Here is a 19,982-nt window from a genome sequence, read left to right as displayed (position 1 = left end):
CCTCAGAGCTTGATCTCGATGTCGACGCCCGCCGGCAGGTCGAGACGCATCAGCGAGTCGACGGTCTTCGGCGTGGGGTCGAGGATGTCGATGAGGCGCTTGTGCGTACGCATCTCGAAGTGCTCGCGCGAGTCCTTGTACTTGTGCGGCGACTTGATGACGCAGTACACGTTCTTCTCTGTGGGCAGCGGCACCGGGCCCGCGACCGACGCACCAGTGCGGGTCACCGTCTCGACGATCTTCTTCGCCGAGGAGTCGATGACCTCGTGGTCGTAGGCCTTGAGCCGGATGCGGATCTTCTGTCCCGCCATGGCTACTTCGTAGTCCTGTCTCTCGTAACGCTCTGGGACCCGGTGGCGTTCGCGTCCTCCTCCACCCCACTTCCGACCCACGCGGTCGGGCGTGTCGCAGTCCTTCTCATAAATCTCCACATGGAGATCCCTGGTGAAGGGGGTTGCTGGGGGAGAAAATCACCCACCGGGCGCCTGGCTGGGGCCCCGCTGACGCTTCCCGGAAGATTCCCGTACTTCCGCCCCTGATCAGGGGCGACGAGTACCGTGGGACTCGCTTCCAGTCCTCCCGGCGAGAGGCGCGCAGCATCGGCACTCAACCGAGCAACCTGGTTAGTGTGCCATAGCGGCTGCTCCGGACGCCAATCAGGGGCCGGGAAGCGTACCCCCTGCGGGGGACCGTTCAAACTCGGCGGGTGTCCGCTCTACATGTGATCGATCGCGGTGAGGTCGATGTCGATCGTAAAGGGAACGGTCAGCTTCAGCCGCTCATGGTAGATGCCGGTATTCGTGTAGGACTTGGTCACGGGGTCCAGCTCGTAGGTGTGCACGGCCGGGCGATCGTTCTCCCCCGCCATCTCGGCCAGCCAGAAGTGGGGAATGCCCGCGGCGGCGTACTTGCCGGGCTTGGTCTCGCGGGAGCTCGAGGAGTACATGGCCTGGCACGGCGGCGAGCGGATAGTGCATCGCCGCACCGACGACCCCGGCTCCGCCTACCTGAAGGTCTCCCCGACCGGCACGATCATGATGCTGCTGCCCGTGCTGGTGGCGGCCTGCTGGCTCGCGGTACTGATCTCCGACTGAGGACCCGGCCATCGTCATGGGCGCCCGCGTGCCCCCGCGCCCCCGTGCCCTGGTAGCGAAGGACGATGTGTCCGGTCTGTGACCGATACCTCCCGGACATCGGACAACCTGTCAAGATCACCGCCCGTCCTATCACTCGGAGCAGCCGGAGACTACGCGCTGCCGAAGTGACAGGGTCACCAAATTGAACAGTCGATGGACAGTGCGGGGAACGGGCACCACCCGCAGGCAGACGCTGGCCGCGCTGGCGGCACTCACCGCGGCCGGGGTCGCCGGTTGCAGCGCCGGAGGTTCGCGCCGCATGGCATCCGTGCCCGCCGGACCCGCACGGGCCTCCGCCCCCGGGGCGGCGGAGCCCTTCGCCTCGACGGCGGGCGACAAGCAGGCGCTGCTGCTGCAGATCATGGCGCACCCCGACGACGATCTGTACTTCATGAACCCGGACGCCGAGCAAGTGCTGCGCTCCGGCGTCCCGGTGGTGTGCGTGTACGTGACGGCCGGTGAGGCCCGGGGGATCAACCACCAGGCGGGGACGCCGATCCCGCCCGCCGACAAGGCCGCCTATTCCGCCTCCCGCCATCAGGGGCTGCGGCAGGCGTACGCGCGGATGATCGGGCTGAACCAGTTCGCGCCCTGGCAGCGGTCGGTGCTACGGCTGCCCGGCGGGGTCACCGCGGAGACCAACACCCTCGCGAGCGGCGCCCGCAGGGTCCGGCTGATCTTCCTCAACATCGCGATGCTGTCGGAGGGCGGGATACGGATCCCCGCGCTGTGGAGCACCCCGGGCACCGTGATGAGCACGCTCCTGGCCACCGGCTCCCCCGTGCCGCACCCGAGTTCGTACGGCCATCAGACGTTGGTCGACGTGCTCGCCGAGATCATGGACCGCCATCGGCCCACGCTGATCCACACGCTGGACCCGGACCCCGACTTCCAGCTGCACGACGCGCTGCACCCCCAGGACAACGATCAGCCGGGGTGCTCGGACCACCGCGACCACACCCCGGTCGCGCTGTTCACCTGGAAGGCGATCGCCCAGTGGGTGGCCGCGTCCGCCCAGCGGGACAAGCACGCCCCGCGCTTCACCACCACCGCGTTCCGCGGCTACTACAACCAGCGCTGGCCGCACAATCTGCCGCCCGCGGTGCTCGCCCGGAAGGCGCGGGTCATCAAGTCCTACGGCGGCGCCCCGGACTGGGACTGCGGCAACACGGCCGGTTGCGGCGACTACAGCCAGGGCGGAGTGCGTCCGCTGCGGAACCGTAAGGGCTGGATCCGCTCCACCCACTACCGCTACCCCACCGCCCTGCCCACCCCCACCGCCGACGCCCAGGGCCGGCTCGTGGTGTACGGCGTGCTCGGCGCGCAGGCCGTGCGGTGGCGGGAGACGGCACCCGGCAGCGGGCGGTTCGGGGCGCCGCTGGGGCTCGGCGGCGGACCGCTCGCCCCGGCGCTCGCCGCGGTGCGGGACAGTGCGGGGCGTCAGGTGCTGTTCGCCCTGCGGTTCGCGGCGCTGGGGGGCCAAGGCGCGGCCGACCTGCGCGAGATCGTGGTGCTGGAACAGCGCCGCCCGGACGGCCCGTTCCGTGCCTGGACCGGACTCGGCACCCCCGAGACCAGCACCGAGCACGGCCGCCGGGTCGGCTGCCCGGCGGCGGTCGCCACCCCCGACGGCCGGGTCCATCTGTTCGTACGGACCGCGGACAAGGGCCTGGCCACCCGCGTACGGGACGGGGGCGGCCGCTGGAGTCCCTGGCAGCGGCTCGGCGGCGCCGAGGTCCAGGACGGGCTGACCGCGCTGCTGGACGCGGAGGGGCGGGTCCATGTCCTCGCCCCCGGCCGCGACACCGTCCACCACTGGGCCCAGGAGCGGGCCGGTGGCCCGGTCGCCCTGCGCCCGCCGACCGGTCTGCCGCGCCCCGGCGGCGATCCGCTGGGCGCCGCGGTGGCCCCCGACGGCTCGCTCGCGCTGGTCTACCGCACCCCCGCGGCCACCGTGCCCGCCGTCCACGGCGACACCTCCCTCACCGTGCGGCACTTCGAGGGCTACGGGGCGATCGCCGCGCACACCGTGGCCGAACCCTCCGGCCGCCGCGAGGCGAGGACGCTGCTGCTGGTCGGCCGCGACCTGGGCGGGAAGGTCCAGGTCCAGTACGGCACCGGCCCGGACGCCAGGCCCCTGCGCTCCCCCGGCCGCCTGATCCCGGTCGGCGCCCCGGCGCTGCTGGCGGACGACGGGCACCAGGGTGTCTGCGTGGTGGGCATGGCCCCGGACGCCACCCCCTGGATCTGGCGCCCACGCTCCACGAAACGGGCCTGACGGCCCGGCTTACCACCGGGTGCGGCGGGGCCGGGGACACCGTCCCCGGCCCACGCGCGACGCACGCCCCCGTGGCGCGCTCGTGGCGGTGCGCCTGGCGCCGTGCGCCTCCTGGCGGCGTGCCTGGTGCCGCGCGCCTGGCGGCGTGCCTGGTGCCGCGCTCCTGGCCATCTCCCCGTAAGGCACCTCCCAGGCCGCCCACCTGGCACCGCACACCCATAGCCATCCCCATGCTGCGGCGCTCCCCTGGGCAGCATGCCCGGTGCACGTCCCCCGTCCGCATCCCTGGCGGCTCATTCCCCGGGCGGCGTCCCCCGGTCCGCGCCCCGGTGCGGCGCCCTTCTGGGGGGGGCGCCCCCGGTCCGCGCCCCGGTGCGGTGCTCCTGGGGGGCGCCCCCGGTGCGCCTTAGGCGGCCGCCCCGGTCCGCGTCCCCAGTGCGGCCGATCCGCGTGCGGCAGACATTGCCGCCGTGCGGCATGACGGGGCCCCACCCGCCGTCTCCGGTCCGGGTGGGGCCCCGTCATGTCCGGCCCTGGGCCGGGGGCGCGTTGGTGCGCGCGCTCAGCGCCGGGCCGCGGCGGCACGCCGTCGGGGGCGGGCGGCCTCGGGTTCCTCGGCCTCCTCGGCCTCCTCGGCCTCCTCGGGCTCTTCAGGCTCTTCGTACGCCTCGGCGTCCTCCGGCTCCTCCTCGTCCTCCTCGAAACCGGATTCCGGCTCGGACTCGGCGTCTTCGGGCTCCTCCTCGTACTCCTCCTCCGGCGCCTCATCCGCATCCGCGGCCGCGCCGTCCTCGTCCTCGTACGCGTCCTCCGCCTCGTCCGCGCGCTCTTCCGCGTCGCCTTCGACTTCGCCCTCGTCGCCGGACCCGGACCGCGGCTCATCGGCTTCTCCCCCGGCCTCGTCCTCGGCCTCGGCCTTGTCGCGCTCTTCCTCCTCCACGGCCGTCTCGTGGTCCCGCACGACCTCGCCGTCCCGGATCTCGCCGCGCCAGCCGTCCGTGGCCTCGCCGCGCATCATGATGAACTTGCGGTAGAGCTTCAGGTCGAGGCGCGCCCGTCGGCCCTGGGCTCGCCAGATGTTGCCGGTCTTCTCGAAGAGGCCCTTGGGGAAGTACTCCAGGACCAGCAGCACCCGGGTGAGGTTGTCGCCGAGCGGGTGGAAGGTGACGACGCCCTTGACGGTGCCCTTCGCACCCTCCGTGGTCCAGGTGATCCGCTCATCGGGCACCTGCTCGGTGACGTTCGCCCGCCAGCTGCGGGTGGACTTGGCGACCTTCACCTTCCAGTTGCTGCTGGTGTCGTCGGCCTTCTCGACGCTGACGACCCCCTTGGCGAAGGTGCTGAACTCCTGGAACTGGGTCCACTGGTCGTACGCCTCGCGGACCGGCACCCCGACGTCGATGTCCTCGACGACCGTCACACTCTTCGACTTGCCGCCTCCGCTCTTGCCCCGGCCCTTGCCGAAGGCGCCCTTGACCTTCTCCTTCAGCGACTCCTTGAGTGAATCCTTCAGCTGGGACGAGCCGGCCTTCATCAGCGCCTGCCCCGGCGACTTGCCCTCGGCGAGGGACTGCGCGCCCTTGGCGAGGCCGGTGCCGAGGCCGGAGATCGCATGCGTCGCCCGCGCCTGGACGTAGTGGCGCAGCTCGTCCTTGAGACGGTCGGTGGCCGGGTTCCTGACGATGTCGTCCTTGAGCTTGCCCAGCGTGTCAGCCATTGCGGCCCCCCGCGGTCCTGGCGGTCTTCTTGGCCCGGTCTGCACCCGAGGCGGCGGTCTTCTTCGCCTTGCCGGAGCCGGCGGCGGCGGTCTTCTTCGCCGGACGGGCCGGGGCCTTGGCCGCCGCCTTGCGGGGAGGCTTCGGCGGCTTCGGTTTCCGCTTCGGCTCGGAGTCCGCGTCGGCCTCCTCCCGCTCGACGGGCTCCTCGTCCTCCGCGCGGTCCTCGTCCCGGGCGTCCTCGTCCTCGTCCCGGGCGTCCTCGCTCTCACCGCGCAGCGACGCGGTGCGCTCATGCAGCGAATCGGCGAGGCCGCCCACCCGGTCGGACACGGCCTTGGCCGCGGCCTGCCGGGTGGCGTCGACGAGTTCCTGGCGCACCTGTCCGTTGAGGCCGCTCAGCAGCGGCATCTCGGCGAGGGACTTCTTCAGCTGCTGCGGATCCAGGGTGATCTTCTTACCGGCCAGCAACATGCCCAGCCCGAAGGCGAGTTTCGCCTTCTTGGTGCGCCCGAGGAGGTAGCCTCCCACGACCGCGACCGTGATCTTGCCATTTGTCATCATCTGTTCGCTCCCGAAGTCGAACGCGGCTTCGATGTGGGCGGCCGGGTACCCACATACGAAAGAGCCCCACCCGCCAGTGGCGAATGGGGCTCTTTGCTCCGGGGAGCGTCAGGTCACTTGTTGATCTTGGTGACCTGGCCGGCGCCGACGGTCCGGCCACCCTCACGGATGGCGAACTTCAGGCCCTCCTCCATGGCGACCGGCTGGATCAGCTGGACGGACATCTCGGTGTTGTCGCCCGGCATGACCATCTCGGTGCCCTCGGGGAGGGTCACAACGCCCGTCACGTCCGTGGTACGGAAGTAGAACTGCGGACGGTAGTTGTTGAAGAACGGCGTGTGGCGGCCACCCTCGTCCTTGGACAGGATGTACGCCTGGGCCTCGAACTCGGTGTGCGGAGTGACCGAACCCGGCTTGATGATGACCTGGCCGCGCTCGACGTCCTCGCGCTTGATGCCGCGGAGCAGCAGACCGACGTTCTCACCGGCCTGGCCCTCGTCGAGCAGCTTGCGGAACATCTCGATACCGGTGACGGTGGTCGAGGTCTTCTCCTGCTTGATGCCGATGATGTCGACGTTCTCGTTGACCTTCAGCACACCGCGCTCGATACGGCCGGTGACGACCGTACCGCGACCGGTGATGGTGAAGACGTCCTCGATCGGCATCAGGAACGGCTTGTCGACGTCGCGCTCGGGCTGCGGGATCGACTCGTCGACGGCCTTCATCAGGTCGAGGACGGACTTGCCCCACTCGGCGTCACCCTCGAGCGCCTTGAGCGCCGAGACCTTGACGACCGGAACGTCGTCGCCCGGGAACTCGTACTCGGAGAGCAGCTCGCGGACCTCGAGCTCGACGAGCTCCAGGATCTCCTCGTCGTCCACCATGTCGGCCTTGTTCAGGGCGACAACGATGTACGGCACGCCGACCTGGCGGGCCAGGAGCACGTGCTCCTTGGTCTGCGGCATCGGGCCGTCGGTGGCGGCGACCACGAGGATGGCGCCGTCCATCTGCGCGGCACCGGTGATCATGTTCTTGATGTAGTCCGCGTGACCGGGGCAGTCAACGTGCGCGTAGTGACGCGACTCGGTCTGGTACTCGACGTGCGCGATGGAGATGGTGATACCGCGCTGGCGCTCCTCAGGAGCCTTGTCGATCTGGTCGAAGGCCGAGGCCTCGTTCAGGTCCGGGTACGCGTCGTGCAGCACCTTGGTGATCGCAGCGGTAAGCGTGGTCTTACCGTGGTCGATGTGACCGATGGTGCCGATGTTGACGTGCGGCTTAGTCCGCTCGAACTTCGCCTTCGCCACTGGGGTCCTCCTGTGGAGTGGTTCTGTAACGCATCCACGCTTTGCGGATGGGTTCAGGTTTTCTTACCGAACCGGCCAGGACCCCGAGGGGGATGCCCTTCGCCGTATTCGTCTGGGGGGCCGGCGCCAGGGGCCCCGTCGTGGAACGCGGTGGACGCGCTCCACGACGAATGCCCCGATGCCTTGTGCTTCCAGCCTAAAGGGTGAGGAATGCGGATGAACCCGCCTTACTCGCCCTTGGCCTTCGCGATGATCTCCTCGGCGACGTTCCGCGGAACCTCGGCGTAGGAGTCGAACTGCATGGAGTAGCTGGCGCGGCCGGACGTCTTGCTGCGCAGGTCGCCCACGTAGCCGAACATCTCCGACAGCGGAACCAGGCCGGTGACCAGCTTGGCGCCGCTCCGGTCCTCCATGGACTGGATCTGCCCGCGACGGGAGTTGATGTCGCCGATCACGTCACCCATGTAGTCCTCGGGCGTGGTGACCTCGACCTTCATCATCGGCTCGAGCAGGGCCGGGCTGGCCTTGCGGGCAGCCTCCTTGAAGGCCATCGAACCGGCGATCTTGAACGCCATCTCGGACGAGTCGACCTCGTGGTAGCCACCGTCGAGCAGGGTGACCTTCACACCGGTCAGCGGGTAGCCCGCGAGCACGCCGAACTCCATGGCCTCCTGGCAGCCCGCGTCCACGGACGGGATGTACTCCCGCGGGATACGGCCACCGGTGACCTTGTTCTCGAACTCGTAGCCGTCGCCCTCGAGCGGCTCCAGCGCGATCTGCACCTTCGCGAACTGGCCGGAACCACCAGTCTGCTTCTTGTGCGTGTAGTCGTACCGCTCGACCGCCTTGCGCAGCGTCTCGCGGTAGGCCACCTGCGGCTTACCGACGTTGGCCTCGACCTTGAACTCGCGGCGCATGCGGTCGACCAGCACGTCCAGGTGCAGCTCGCCCATGCCGGAGATGATCGTCTGGCCGGTCTCCTCGTCGGTCTTGACGCGGAAGGACGGGTCCTCCTCGGCAAGCCGCTGGATCGCGACGGCGAGCTTCTCCTGGTCGCCCTTGGACTTCGGCTCGATGGCCACCTCGATGACCGGGGCCGGGAAGTCCATGGACTCCAGGATCACCGGGTTCGACGAGTCGGAGAGGGTCTCACCGGTGGTGGTCTGCTTCAGACCCATGACGGCGACGATGTCGCCGGCACCCACCGAGTCGATCTCCTCACGCTTGTTCGCGTGCATCCGGTAGATCTTGCCGATGCGCTCCTTCTTGCCCTTCACGGAGTTCAGCACCTGGGTGCCGGCGTCCATGCGGCCGGAGTACACACGGATGAAGGTGAGCTTGCCGAGGTGCGGGTCGCTCGCGATCTTGAACGCCAGAGCCGAGAGAGGCTCCTCCTCGGACGGACGACGCTTGATGACCTCGTCCGGGTCCTTGACCGAGTGCCCCTCGATCGCCTCGATGTCGATCGGCGACGGGAGGTACCGGACCACGGCGTCGAGCAGGGGCTGCACACCCTTGTTCTTGAACGCGGTGCCACAGAACACGGGGGTGACGGTGGTGCCGCCGCCCTTGCCGGAGGCGATGGTGATACGGCGGATCGCCGCGTACAGCTGCTCCACGGTGGGCTCCTCGCCCTCCAGGTACAGCTCCATCATCTCTTCGTCGTTCTCGGCGACGCCCTCGAGCAGCTTGCCGCGCCACTCGTCGGCGGCCTCGGTGTGGGTGTCCGGGATGTCGACGGTGTCGTACATCTCGCCCTTGGTCGCCTCGGCGGACCAGACCAGCGCCTTCATGGTGACGAGGTCGACGACACCCTTGAAGTCGGCCTCGGTTCCGATCGGCAGCTGCATGACCAGCGGCACCGCGCCCAGGCGGTCCGTGATCATGTCGACGCAGCGGTGGAACTCAGCACCGGTGCGGTCGAGCTTGTTGACGAAGCAGATACGCGGAACGCCGTAGCGGTCCGCCTGACGCCACACCGTCTCGGACTGCGGCTCCACACCGGCGACGCCATCGAACACGGTCACGGCACCGTCGAGCACGCGCAGCGAACGCTCCACCTCGACGGTGAAGTCGACGTGGCCCGGGGTGTCGATGATGTTGATGGTGTGATCGACGTTCTCAAGCGGCCAGTGACAGGTCGTCGCGGCCGACGTGATCGTGATGCCGCGCTCCTGCTCCTGCTCCATCCAGTCCATGGTGGCAGCGCCATCGTGGACTTCACCGATCTTGTAGCTCACGCCGGTGTAGAACAGAATCCGCTCGGTGGTGGTCGTCTTGCCCGCGTCGATGTGTGCCATGATCCCGATGTTGCGGACCTTGGCCAGGTCAAGTGAAGTGGTGGCCATCTGGCTCAGTCTTCTCTCGGTTCTCGATGGGGTAGCGACTACCAGCGGTAGTGCGCGAAGGCCTTGTTGGACTCGGCCATCTTGTGGGTGTCCTCACGCCGCTTGACGGAGGCGCCCAGACCGTTGCTGGCGTCCAGCAACTCGTTCATGAGCCGCTCGGTCATGGTCTTCTCACGACGCGCGCGGGAGTAGCCCACGAGCCAGCGCAGGGCGAGGGTGGAGGAGCGGCCGGGACGGACCTCGACCGGCACCTGGTAGGTGGCGCCACCAACACGACGGGAGCGGACCTCGAGGGTCGGCTTCACGTTCTCCAGCGCACGCTTGAGCGTGATGACCGGGTCGTTGCCGGACTTCTCGCGCAGGCCCTCCATGGCGCCGTACACGATGCGCTCGGCGGTGGAGCGCTTGCCGTTCAGCAGCACCTTGTTGATGAGGGACGTCACCAGAGGAGAGTTGTAAACCGGGTCGATGATGACCGGGCGCTTCGGGGCGGGACCCTTACGAGGCATTCTTACTTCTCCTTCTTGGCGCCGTAGCGGCTGCGAGCCTGCTTGCGGTTCTTGACGCCCTGCGTGTCGAGGGAGCCGCGGATGATCTTGTAACGAACACCCGGCAGGTCCTTCACACGACCGCCACGCACGAGCACGATGGAGTGCTCCTGCAGGTTGTGCCCCTCACCCGGGACGTAGGCGGTGACCTCGATCCCACTGCTCAGCCGGACACGCGCGACCTTGCGGAGCGCCGAGTTCGGCTTCTTCGGCGTCGTGGTGAACACGCGAGTGCATGTCCCACGGCGCTGCGGCGACCCCGCGAGGGCGGGGGTCTTGTTCTTCTCGACCTTGTCCTGGCGGCCCTTGCGGACCAGCTGCTGGATCGTAGGCACCGTTTCTCCGGTTTCTGTGTGCCAGTCTCGGTAAAGCTAACCTGGAGTTCCTCCGACCCACGCGGTCGGGTGTGTCGCGCACCGCAGCCCTCTGCGAAAGTTCGGAGAGTGCGGATTGTTGGTGTCGACACCTCGGCCCCTCGCATGCTGAGGCACCTCCCCGCCGAAGGCTGGGGGCGCACACGCAAGGACCCGGGCACACCCCAGGCACAAGGTCTGAGCGTACCTACCTCATCGACTTCGGTCAAAACAAATGCAGAGGGCCCCGACACGCCGGAAATGGGGTACTCGACTTTCACCCCGGCCGGGCCGTCGGAAAACGCCGCGGGGCGGCCACCCCACCATGGGGGCGACCGCCCTGCGAACGGATCGGGACCTACTGGTTGTACGGACCGTAGTCGTAGTCCTCCAGCGGAACCGCCTGGCCGGAGCCCGTGCCGAAGGGCGAGTAGTCGATGTCGTCGTAACCGACGGCCGAGTACATCGCGGCCTTCGCCTCCTCGGTCGGCTCGACCCGGATGTTGCGGTAGCGGGACAGGCCCGTACCGGCCGGGATGAGCTTACCGATGATCACGTTCTCCTTGAGGCCGATCAGGGAGTCCGACTTGGCGTTGATCGCCGCGTCGGTGAGCACCCGGGTCGTCTCCTGGAAGGACGCCGCCGACAGCCAGGACTCGGTCGCCAGCGAGGCCTTGGTGATACCCATCAGCTGCGGACGGCCGGAGGCCGGGTGGCCGCCTTCCTGGACCACACGACGGTTCTCCGACTCGAAGCGCGAGCGCTCCACGAGCTCGCCCGGCAGCAGCTCCGCGTCGCCGGACTCGATGATCGTCACACGGCGCAGCATCTGCCGGATGATGATCTCGATGTGCTTGTCGTGGATCGACACACCCTGCGAGTTGTAGACCTTCTGGACCTCGCCCACCAGGTGCACCTGGACGGCGCGCTGGCCGAGGATGCGCAGCACGTCGTGCGGGTTGACGGCACCCACGGTCAGCGGCTGGCCGACATCGACGCGGTCGCCCTCGCCCACCAGGAGACGGGCTCGCTTGGAGACGCCGAAGGCGGTCTCGTCGGAGCCGTCGTCCGGGGTGACGACGAGCTTCTTGGTCTTCTCGGTCTCCTCGATCCGGACGCGGCCTGCCGCCTCCGAGATCGGGGCGACACCCTTGGGCGTACGGGCCTCGAAGAGCTCGACGACACGCGGCAGACCCTGGGTGATGTCGTCACCGGCCACACCACCGGTGTGGAAGGTACGCATCGTCAGCTGGGTGCCGGGCTCACCGATGGACTGGGCGGCGATGATGCCGACCGCCTCGCCGATGTCCACCAGCTTGCCGGTCGCCAGCGAGCGGCCGTAGCACATGGCGCAGGTGCCGACGGCGGACTCGCAGGTGAGCACCGAACGAGTCTTGACCGTCTCCACGCCGTGGCGGACCAGCTCGTCGATGAGCACATCGCCCAGGTCGGTGCCGGCCGGGGCCAGGACCTTCCCCTCGACGACGATGTCCTCGGCGAGGCAGCGCGCGTACACGCTGGTCTCGACGTCCTCCGCCTTGCGCAGCACGCCGTCCGCACCCTTGGACGCGATCTCGAGCTTGAGGCCGCGGTCGGTGCCGCAGTCCTCCTCGCGGATGATCACGTCCTGGGAGACGTCCACCAGACGTCGGGTCAGGTAACCCGAGTCGGCGGTACGCAGGGCGGTGTCGGCGAGACCCTTACGGGCACCGTGGGTGGAGATGAAGTACTCCAGCACGGAGAGACCCTCACGGAACGACGCCTTAATGGGCCGCGGGATGGTCTCGTTCTTCGCGTTGGACACCAGACCACGCATACCGGCGATCTGACGCATCTGCATCATGTTTCCGCGCGCGCCCGAGTCGACCATCATGAAGATCGGGTTGGTCTTCGGGAAGTTCGCGTTCATCGCCTCGGCGACCTCGTTGGTCGCCTTGGTCCAGATCGCGATCAGTTCCTGGGTGCGCTCGTCCTTGGTGATCAGACCACGCTCGTACTGCTTCTGGACCTTCTCGTCCTGCGCCTCGTAGCCCTCGATGATGCCCTTCTTGGCCTCGGGCACGACCACGTCGGAGATGGCGACGGTGACACCGGAGCGGGTGGCCCAGTGGAAACCGGCCGCCTTCAGGTTGTCCAGCGTCGCCGCGACGATGACCTTGGGGTAACGCTCGGCGAGGTCGTTGACGATCTCGGAGAGCTGCTTCTTGCCCACCGAGTAGTCGACGAACGGGTAGTCCTCGGGCAGCAGCTCGTTGAAGAGCGCGCGGCCCAGCGTGGTGCGCAGCCGGAAGCTGTCGCCAGGCTGCCAGGCAGGCTCGCCGTCCTCCGGAATCGGCGGGGTCCAGCCGCGCGGCGGGACGGTGCCGATCGGAAAGCGGATGTCGATCTTCGCCTGGAGCGAGAGCTCCCGGGCGTCGAACGCCATGGTCGCCTCGGCAGCCGAACCGAAGGCCCGGCCCTCGCCCTTGACCTCGCGCTCCTCCTCGTCGGTGGTGAGGAAGAACAGGCCCAGCACCATGTCCTGGGTCGGCATGGTCACCGGACGGCCGTCGGCCGGCTTGAGGATGTTGTTCGAGGACAGCATCAGGATGCGGGCCTCGGCCTGCGCCTCCGCGGACAGCGGCAGGTGCACGGCCATCTGGTCACCGTCGAAGTCCGCGTTGAACGCGGTGCAGACGAGCGGGTGGATCTGAATGGCCTTGCCCTCGACCAGCTGCGGCTCGAAGGCCTGGATGCCGAGGCGGTGCAGGGTGGGCGCACGGTTCAGCAGCACCGGGTGCTCGGCGATGACCTCTTCGAGCACGTCGTACACGACCGTGCGGCCGCGCTCGACCATGCGCTTGGCCGACTTGATGTTCTGCGCGTGGTTCAGGTCCACCAGGCGCTTCATCACGAACGGCTTGAAGAGCTCCAGCGCCATGGCCTTGGGCAGACCGCACTGGTGCAGCTTGAGCTGCGGGCCGACGACGATGACCGAACGGGCCGAGTAGTCGACACGCTTACCGAGCAGGTTCTGACGGAACCGGCCCTGCTTGCCCTTCAGCATGTCGCTGAGGGACTTCAGCGGACGGTTACCGGGGCCGGTCACCGGGCGACCGCGGCGGCCGTTGTCGAACAGCGCGTCGACGGCCTCCTGCAGCATCCGCTTCTCGTTGTTCACGATGATCTCGGGCGCACCGAGGTCAAGGAGACGCTTGAGGCGGTTGTTCCGGTTGATCACACGGCGGTACAGGTCGTTCAGGTCGGAGGTCGCGAAGCGGCCACCGTCCAGCTGCACCATCGGACGCAGGTCCGGCGGGATCACCGGGATGCAGTCCAGCACCATGCCGTTGGGGCTGTTGCGGGTCTGCAGGAAGGCGGAGACGACCTTGAGGCGCTTGAGCGCGCGGGTCTTCTTCTGGCCCTTGCCGGTCCGGATGATCTCGCGGAGCTTCTCGGCCTCTTCGTCGAGGTCGAAGGACTCCAGGCGCTTTTGCAGCGCCGCGGCGCCCATGCCGCCCATGAAGTACGTGCCGAAGCGGTCACGCAGCTCGCGGTAGAGCAGCTCGTCGCCCTCCAGGTCCTGGACCTTGAGGTTCTTGAAGCGGTTCCACACCTCGTCGAGACGGTCGATCTCGCGCTGGGCGCGGTCGCGCAGCTGCTTCATCTCACGCTCGGCGCCCTCGCGCACCTTACGGCGCACATCGGCCTTGGCACCCTCGGCCTCGAGCTCGGCGAGGTCCGCCTCGAGCTTCTTGGCGCGGGCCTCCAGGTCGGCGTCGCGGCGCTGCTCGATCTGCTGACGCTCGACGGAGACATGGGCCTCCAGCGAGGGCAGGTCGCGCGTGCGGCGCTCCTCGTCCACCCACGTGATCATGTAGGCGGCGAAGTAGATGACCTTCTCGAGGTCCTTCGGGGCGAGGTCGAGCAGGTAGCCCAGACGGCTGGGCACGCCCTTGAAGTACCAGATGTGGGTGACGGGAGCGGCCAGCTCAATGTGGCCCATCCGCTCACGGCGCACCTTGGCGCGGGTGACCTCGACGCCACAGCGCTCACAGATGATGCCCTTGAAGCGGACGCGCTTGTACTTGCCGCAGTAGCACTCCCAGTCCCGGGTCGGACCGAAGATCTTCTCGCAGAAGAGTCCGTCCTTTTCGGGCTTGAGGGTGCGGTAGTTGATGGTCTCCGGCTTCTTGACCTCACCGTGGGACCACTGACGGATGTCGTCAGCAGTGGCGAGGCCGATCCGCAGCTCGTCGAAGAAGTTGACGTCGAGCACTTGTCGTCAATCCCTCTTTCAGGGTCGTGTCTTCGGGTCTGACTGGGGGTCCGGGGAGAGGCCGGGGCTGAGCGTACGTACCGCCCCGGCCAGACCCGTCAGACCTCTTCGACGCTGCTCGGCTCGCGCCGGGACAGGTCGATACCGAGCTCCTCCGCAGCGCGGAAGACGTCCTCGTCGGTGTCGCGCATCTCGATGGACATGCCGTCGGACGACAGCACCTCCACGTTGAGGCACAGGGACTGCATCTCCTTGATGAGCACCTTGAAGGACTCGGGGATGCCGGGCTCGGGAATGTTCTCGCCCTTGACGATGGCCTCGTAGACCTTCACGCGACCGGTCACGTCGTCGGACTTGATCGTCAGCAGCTCCTGGAGGGCGTACGCGGCGCCGTAAGCCTCCAGCGCCCACACCTCCATCTCGCCGAAGCGCTGGCCACCGAACTGAGCCTTACCACCCAGCGGCTGCTGGGTGATCATCGAGTACGGACCGGTGGACCGGGCGTGCAGCTTGTCGTCCACCAGGTGGTGCAGCTTGAGGATGTACATGTAGCCGACCGAGATCGGCTCCGGGAACGGCTCGCCGGAGCGGCCGTCGAAGAGCCGGGCCTTGCCGGACGACTGGACCAGGCGGTCGCCGTCGCGGTTCGGGATCGTCGAGTCGAAGAGACCGGCGATCTCGTCCTCGCGGGCGCCGTCGAAGACCGGGGTCGCGACGTTGGTGCCGGGCGCGACCTCGTCGGCGCCGATGGCCTGGAGCCGCTGCATCCAGTCCTCGGAGCCCTCGACCTTCCAGCCGCGGGAGGCCAGCCAGCCGAGGTGGATCTCCAGGACCTGTCCCGGGTTCATTCGGGACGGGACACCCAGCGGGTTGAGGATGATGTCGACCGGGGTGCCGTCCTCCAGGAACGGCATGTCCTCGACCGGCAGGATCTTGGAGATGACGCCCTTGTTGCCGTGACGGCCGGCGAGCTTGTCACCATCGGTGATCTTGCGCTTCTGCGCCACGTAGACGCGGACCAGCTGGTTCACGCCCGGCGGCAGCTCGTCGCCCTCTTCGCGGTCGAAGACGCGGACGCCGATGACCTTGCCGATCTCACCGTGCGGCACCTTCAGCGAGGTGTCACGGACCTCACGGGCCTTCTCGCCGAAGATCGCGCGCAGCAGCCGCTCCTCCGGGGTCAGCTCGGTCTCGCCCTTCGGGGTGACCTTGCCGACCAGGATGTCGCCGGCGACGACCTCGGCACCGATGCGGATGATGCCGCGCTCGTCGAGGTCGGCGAGGACCTCCTCGGAGACGTTCGGGATGTCCCGGGTGATCTCCTCGGGGCCGAGCTTGGTGTCACGGGCGTCGACCTCGTGCTCCTCGATGTGGATCGAGGAGAGGACGTCGTCCTGCACCAGACGCTGGCTGAGGATGATCGCGTCCTCGTAGTTGTGGCCCTCCCACGGCATGAACGCCACCAGGAGGTTCTTGCCGAGCGCCATCTCGCCGTCCTCGGTGGACGGGCCGTCGGCCAGCACCTGGCCGGCGATCACCCGCGCACCCTCGTCCACGACGACCTTCTGGTTGAAGGAGGTGCCCTGGTTGGAGCGGGAGAACTTGGCCACCCGGTAGGTGGTGTAGGTGCCGTCGTCGTTGGCCACCGTCACGTAGTCGGCGGAGACCTCCTGGACGACACCGTCCTTCTCGGCCTTGATGACGTCGCCGGCGTCGACCGCACAGCGGTACTCCATGCCGGTGCCGACCAGCGGGGACTCCGCCTTGATCAGCGGCACGGCCTGGCGCATCATGTTCGAGCCCATGAGCGCGCGGTTGGCGTCGTCGTGCTCGAGGAAGGGGATCATCGCGGTCGCGACCGACACCATCTGGCGCGGCGAGACGTCCATGTAGTCGACGTCGTCGCCGGGGATGTAGTCGACCTCGCCGCCACGGCGGCGGACCAGGACGCGGTTCTCGGCGAAGCGCAGGTCGTCCGCCAGCGGGGCGTTGGCCTGCGCGATGACGAAGCGGTCCTCTTCGTCGGCCGTCAGGTAGTCGACGTCGTCGGTGACGACACCGTCGACGACCTTGCGGTACGGGGTCTCGATGAAACCGAACGCGTTGACCCGGCCGTACGAGGCGAGCGAGCCGATCAGACCGATGTTCGGGCCTTCGGGCGTCTCGATCGGGCACATGCGGCCGTAGTGCGACGGGTGCACGTCACGGACCTCGAAGCCCGCCCGCTCACGGGAGAGACCACCGGGGCCGAGCGCGTTCAGACGGCGCTTGTGGGTCAGACCCGACAGCGGGTTCGTCTGGTCCATGAACTGCGACAGCTGGCTGGTGCCGAAGAACTCCTTGATGGAGGCGACGACCGGCCGGATGTTGATCAGGGTCTGCGGCGTGATCGCCTCGACGTCCTGAGTCGTCATGCGCTCGCGCACGACGCGCTCCATACGGGCCAGACCCGTGCGGACCTGGTTCTGGATCAGCTCGCCGACGTTACGGATGCGGCGGTTGCCGAAGTGGTCGATGTCGTCGGTCTCGACGACCACGGACTGGCCGTTGTCCCCGACGGTCTCGGTCTCACCGGCGTGCAGCTTCACCAGGTACTTGATCGAGGCGATGACGTCCTCGACCGTCAGGACGCCCGCGTCCAGCGGAGCGGCCGAACCCAGCTTCTTGTTGACCTTGTAGCGGCCGACCTTCGCGAGGTCGTAGCGCTTCGGGTTGAAGTAGAGGTTCTCGAGCAGCGTCTGCGCGGCCTCACGCGTGGGGGGCTCGCCCGGACGCAGCTTGCGGTAGATGTCGAGCAGCGCGTCGTCCTGGCCCTGGGTGTGGTCCTTCTCCAGGGTGGCGCGCATCGACTCGTACTCGCCGAACTCCTCGAGGATCTGCTCGGTCGTCCAGCCGAGAGCCTTCAGGAGAACGGTGACGGACTGCTTGCGCTTGCGGTCGATGCGCACACCGACCATGTCGCGCTTGTCGATCTCCATCTCCAGCCAGGCACCCCGGGACGGGATGACCTTGACGGAGAAGATGTCCTTGTCGGACGTCTTGTCGATGGAGGAGTCGAAGTAGACACCCGGCGAGCGGACCAGCTGCGAGACGACGACACGCTCGGTGCCGTTGATGCAGAAGGTGCCCTTGTCGGTCATGAGCGGGAAGTCGCCCATGAAGACCGTCTGGGACTTGATCTCGCCGGTCTCGTTGTTGGTGAACTCGGCCGTGACGAAGAGCGGAGCTGCGTAGGTGAAGTCACGCTCCTTGCACTCGTCGATCGAGTTCTTCGGCGGCTCGAAACGGTGATCACGGAAAGTCAGGGACATCGACCCGGAGAAGTCCTCGATCGGGGAGATCTCCTCGAAGATCTCTTCCAGACCGGACTTGGTGGGGACGTCCTGACCGCTGTCCAGCGCAGCCTCGACGCGAGCCTTCCAGGCGGCATTGCCGAGCAGCCAATCGAAGCTCTCGGTCTGCAGCGCGAGGAGGTTCGGAACCTCGAGAGGCTCCCTGATCTTCGCAAAGGAGATGCGCAGCGGGGCGGTGCTGGCGCCATTGTTCGTATTGGCAGTCGAGGCGTTGCGCGAGGCGGCCAAGAGGGGGTCCTTCCGAGGGCTCGGACTCACTACGCGCGTACCGGTCCTACCGAGAGCCCATGGATGAAATCCCTGGTCAGGGTGTTTCCATCAGTAGTGCTCGAAGGTAGGTATGCCCCTGGTGACGGGCAGGGAGCAGCTAACAGGCAGCGCAAAGGGTCAGTGTAGCCACTTGGCACACTGATGTCCAGCGCCGAGTTTCTGAGACCGGCAGTGCCAATCTCTCCCTCCGGTGAGGGGGCGCGCCCCTCGTTGTCTTCATCCGCCCTGTCGGCAGCCCGCGCGCTCGATGCGCATATCGATACTGCCCGCTTCGCCGACGATCCATGCCTCGGACTTTTGGATCGATGTGGCGTCGCGTCCTGAGAATTGCGCGCTGCGTGCCGTTCGTCAAGGCCCCCCACTCCGGCGAGATCGTCACAGGGCGTGGCGACAGGCAACGAAGATCACCCTACCTCCACAACCCCATAAGACAATGTAGCCGTGACGGGAACGCCGAAGGGCGACCACCCGAACGGGTGATCGCCCTTGGCTGGAACCGGGCCGCGCCGCCGGACGCCCTACCGGCGTGTGGCGGCGGGCCGAGAGGTCACTTGACCTCGACGGAGGCGCCGGCGCCCTTGAGGGACTCGGCGGCCTTGTCGGCCTGCTCCTTGTTGACCTTCTCGAGGACCGGCTTCGGGGTGCCGTCGACGAGGTCCTTGGCCTCCTTCAGACCCAGGGAGGTCAGCTCACGCACGACCTTAATGACCTGGATCTTCTTGTCGCCGGCGCCGGTGAGGATGACGTCGAACTCGTCCTTCTCCTCCTCGGCCGGGGCAGCGGCACCCGGGGCGCCCGGCGCGGCGGCCACGACGGCGGCCGGGGCGGCGGCGGTGACGTCGAACTTCTCCTCGAAGGCCTTCACGAACTCGGAGAGCTCGATGAGGGTCATCTCCTCGAACTGCGCGAGCAGGTCGTCCTGGCTGAGCTTCGCCATGATGGCGGTCCTTCCACTAATTCGGCAGGTGGTGCCGGATGAACATGTCGGCGGGCTTCCCGGCCCGCTGCGACCGGAGCCTGATTACTCGGACTCGGCCTCGGCGGGAGCCGGGGATTCGGCACCGCCCTGCTCGGCCTGCTTCTGCCGGAGCGCCTCGGCGGTCCGGATGAACTTGGACAGCGGGGCCTGGAAGAGCGCGGCAGCCTGGGACTGCTTGGCCTTCATCGCACCCGCCAGCTTGGCGAGCAGCACCTCACGGGACTCGAGGTCCGCGAGCTTCTTGATCTCGTCGGCGGACAGCGCCTTGCCATCAAGGACACCGCCCTTGATGACGAGAGCGGGGTTCTCCTTGGCGAAGTCACGGAGACCCTTCGCCGCCTCGACCGGGTCACCGGTCACGAAGGCGACGGCCGACGAACCCGCGAACAGGTCGTCGAGCTGGTTGATCCCGGCCTCGTTGGCCGCGATCTTGGTCAGCGTGTTCTTCACCACACGGTACTGAACGTTCTCACCGAGCGAACGGCGCAGCTCCTTGAGCTGCGCAACGGTGAGACCGGTGTACGCGGTGACGACAGCCGCGTTGGAGGTGCGGAACTTCTCCCGCATCTCGTCGACGGCTGCGACCTTGTCAGGACTCGCCATGAGCCTCGGCCTCCTTCCGGGTGATGAGGACCGCTTCGGCCTGAAGGAAGGAGACTGGACAATGCGAAAACGCCCCGGCGCAGGCGCTCGGGGCGTAACTCGACCGGCACGGACTCACGGCCCGTTCGGGAGTTCAACCACATACACCTACGCAGGTCGCCCGCAGCTAGCGGATCCTTCAGCCACCGGACCCCTTACGGGGCACAGCGACAACCAGCGGTCTTTGGCTTCGGTAGGAGATTACGCGAACGGGCCGCGGCCAGGCAAATC

The 19,982-nt window shown here is 67.8% G+C and carries 14 protein-coding genes; 2 read left to right on the top strand and 12 right to left on the bottom strand.

Translation table 11 applies throughout. The features are described 5' to 3' along the window. Window positions 1-2: 2 nt before the first annotated feature. A complete protein-coding gene (gene rpsJ, locus ACFYOY_RS40670; protein ID WP_003948644.1) occupies window positions 3-311 on the bottom strand; it encodes a 30S ribosomal protein S10 in 309 nt (102 codons plus the stop codon). A gap of 404 nt (window positions 312-715) precedes the next feature. Then, complete coding sequence (locus ACFYOY_RS40665; RefSeq protein ID WP_388592753.1) at window positions 716-946, bottom strand: hypothetical protein; 231 nt, start codon at window positions 944-946, stop codon at window positions 716-718. On the opposite strand from ACFYOY_RS40665, the gene ACFYOY_RS40660 reads away from it, so the two are divergent. Beyond that, the gene (locus tag ACFYOY_RS40660) at window positions 945-1,094 is read left to right on the top strand and encodes a hypothetical protein (protein ID WP_351896410.1); all 150 of its coding nucleotides are present in this window, start codon (window positions 945-947) and stop codon (window positions 1,092-1,094) included. The genes ACFYOY_RS40665 and ACFYOY_RS40660 overlap by 2 nt on opposite strands. A gap of 301 nt (window positions 1,095-1,395) precedes the next feature. After that, on the top strand, window positions 1,396-3,414 hold the full coding sequence (locus ACFYOY_RS40655) for a PIG-L family deacetylase (RefSeq protein ID WP_388592749.1): 2,019 nt from the start codon (window positions 1,396-1,398) through the stop codon (window positions 3,412-3,414). Between the two features lie 562 nt (window positions 3,415-3,976). On the opposite strand, the gene ACFYOY_RS40650 is transcribed toward ACFYOY_RS40655, so the two are convergent. The 10 genes from ACFYOY_RS40650 to rplJ all read right to left on the bottom strand — a co-directional run bounded on the left by ACFYOY_RS40650 (window position 3,977) and on the right by rplJ (window position 19,712). Continuing rightward, window positions 3,977-5,131, bottom strand: coding sequence for an SRPBCC family protein (locus ACFYOY_RS40650; RefSeq protein WP_388592746.1), 1,155 nt, complete (start codon window positions 5,129-5,131; stop codon window positions 3,977-3,979). Further along, window positions 5,124-5,693, bottom strand: a complete 570-nt coding sequence (locus ACFYOY_RS40645) for a hypothetical protein (RefSeq protein ID WP_388592743.1) — start codon at window positions 5,691-5,693, stop codon at window positions 5,124-5,126. The genes ACFYOY_RS40650 and ACFYOY_RS40645 overlap by 8 nt, the downstream gene beginning before the upstream one ends. Window positions 5,694-5,806: 113 nt before the next feature. After that, window positions 5,807-7,000, bottom strand: coding sequence for an elongation factor Tu (gene tuf / locus ACFYOY_RS40640; protein WP_037952879.1), 1,194 nt, complete (start codon window positions 6,998-7,000; stop codon window positions 5,807-5,809). Between the two features lie 227 nt (window positions 7,001-7,227). Then, the gene (gene fusA, locus ACFYOY_RS40635) at window positions 7,228-9,348 is read right to left on the bottom strand and encodes an elongation factor G (RefSeq protein WP_059148978.1); all 2,121 of its coding nucleotides are present in this window, start codon (window positions 9,346-9,348) and stop codon (window positions 7,228-7,230) included. Between the two features lie 38 nt (window positions 9,349-9,386). Then, window positions 9,387-9,857 carry a 30S ribosomal protein S7 gene (gene rpsG / locus ACFYOY_RS40630; protein ID WP_014178748.1) on the bottom strand — a complete coding sequence of 157 codons (471 nt, stop codon included), beginning with the start codon at window positions 9,855-9,857 and terminating at the stop codon, window positions 9,387-9,389. Between the two features lie 2 nt (window positions 9,858-9,859). Beyond that, window positions 9,860-10,231, bottom strand: coding sequence for a 30S ribosomal protein S12 (gene rpsL, locus ACFYOY_RS40625; RefSeq protein WP_014054153.1), 372 nt, complete (start codon window positions 10,229-10,231; stop codon window positions 9,860-9,862). 376 nt (window positions 10,232-10,607) lie between these two features. After that, entirely contained in the window at window positions 10,608-14,507 is a 3,900-nt protein-coding gene (locus ACFYOY_RS40620) for a DNA-directed RNA polymerase subunit beta' (protein ID WP_351896364.1), read from the bottom strand. Window positions 14,508-14,605: 98 nt separating this feature from the next. Beyond that, a complete protein-coding gene (rpoB, locus tag ACFYOY_RS40615) occupies window positions 14,606-18,088 on the bottom strand; it encodes a DNA-directed RNA polymerase subunit beta (protein WP_351896356.1) in 3,483 nt (1,160 codons plus the stop codon). Window positions 18,089-18,677: 589 nt separating this feature from the next. Continuing rightward, complete coding sequence (gene rplL, locus ACFYOY_RS40610) at window positions 18,678-19,067, bottom strand: 50S ribosomal protein L7/L12 (RefSeq protein WP_037952872.1); 390 nt, start codon at window positions 19,065-19,067, stop codon at window positions 18,678-18,680. Window positions 19,068-19,151: 84 nt separating this feature from the next. Continuing rightward, entirely contained in the window at window positions 19,152-19,712 is a 561-nt protein-coding gene (rplJ, locus tag ACFYOY_RS40605; RefSeq protein ID WP_351896345.1) for a 50S ribosomal protein L10, read from the bottom strand. Window positions 19,713-19,982: the final 270 nt, after the last annotated feature.

Source organism: Streptomyces sp. NPDC007875, from assembly GCF_042868035.1.
Classification (GTDB): Bacteria; Actinomycetota; Actinomycetes; order Streptomycetales; family Streptomycetaceae; genus Streptomyces; species Streptomyces antimycoticus.
The sequence above is the reverse complement of the archived record's forward strand: the minus strand, read 5'-3'. Positions and strand labels throughout refer to the sequence as shown.

Coding starts and splice junctions, on each gene's coding strand:
- ACFYOY_RS40645 (WP_388592743.1), bottom strand. CDS start 5,693: ATGATGACAAATGGCAAGATCACGGTCGCGGTCGTGGGAGGCTACCTC.
- ACFYOY_RS40660 (WP_351896410.1), top strand. CDS start 945: ATGGCCTGGCACGGCGGCGAGCGGATAGTGCATCGCCGCACCGACGAC.
- rpsJ (WP_003948644.1), bottom strand. CDS start 311: ATGGCGGGACAGAAGATCCGCATCCGGCTCAAGGCCTACGACCACGAG.
- rplL (WP_037952872.1), bottom strand. CDS start 19,067: ATGGCGAAGCTCAGCCAGGACGACCTGCTCGCGCAGTTCGAGGAGATG.
- rpsG (WP_014178748.1), bottom strand. CDS start 9,857: ATGCCTCGTAAGGGTCCCGCCCCGAAGCGCCCGGTCATCATCGACCCG.
- fusA (WP_059148978.1), bottom strand. CDS start 9,348: ATGGCCACCACTTCACTTGACCTGGCCAAGGTCCGCAACATCGGGATC.
- rplJ (WP_351896345.1), bottom strand. CDS start 19,712: ATGGCGAGTCCTGACAAGGTCGCAGCCGTCGACGAGATGCGGGAGAAG.
- ACFYOY_RS40665 (WP_388592753.1), bottom strand. CDS start 946: ATGTACTCCTCGAGCTCCCGCGAGACCAAGCCCGGCAAGTACGCCGCC.
- ACFYOY_RS40655 (WP_388592749.1), top strand. CDS start 1,396: ATGGCATCCGTGCCCGCCGGACCCGCACGGGCCTCCGCCCCCGGGGCG.
- ACFYOY_RS40650 (WP_388592746.1), bottom strand. CDS start 5,131: ATGGCTGACACGCTGGGCAAGCTCAAGGACGACATCGTCAGGAACCCG.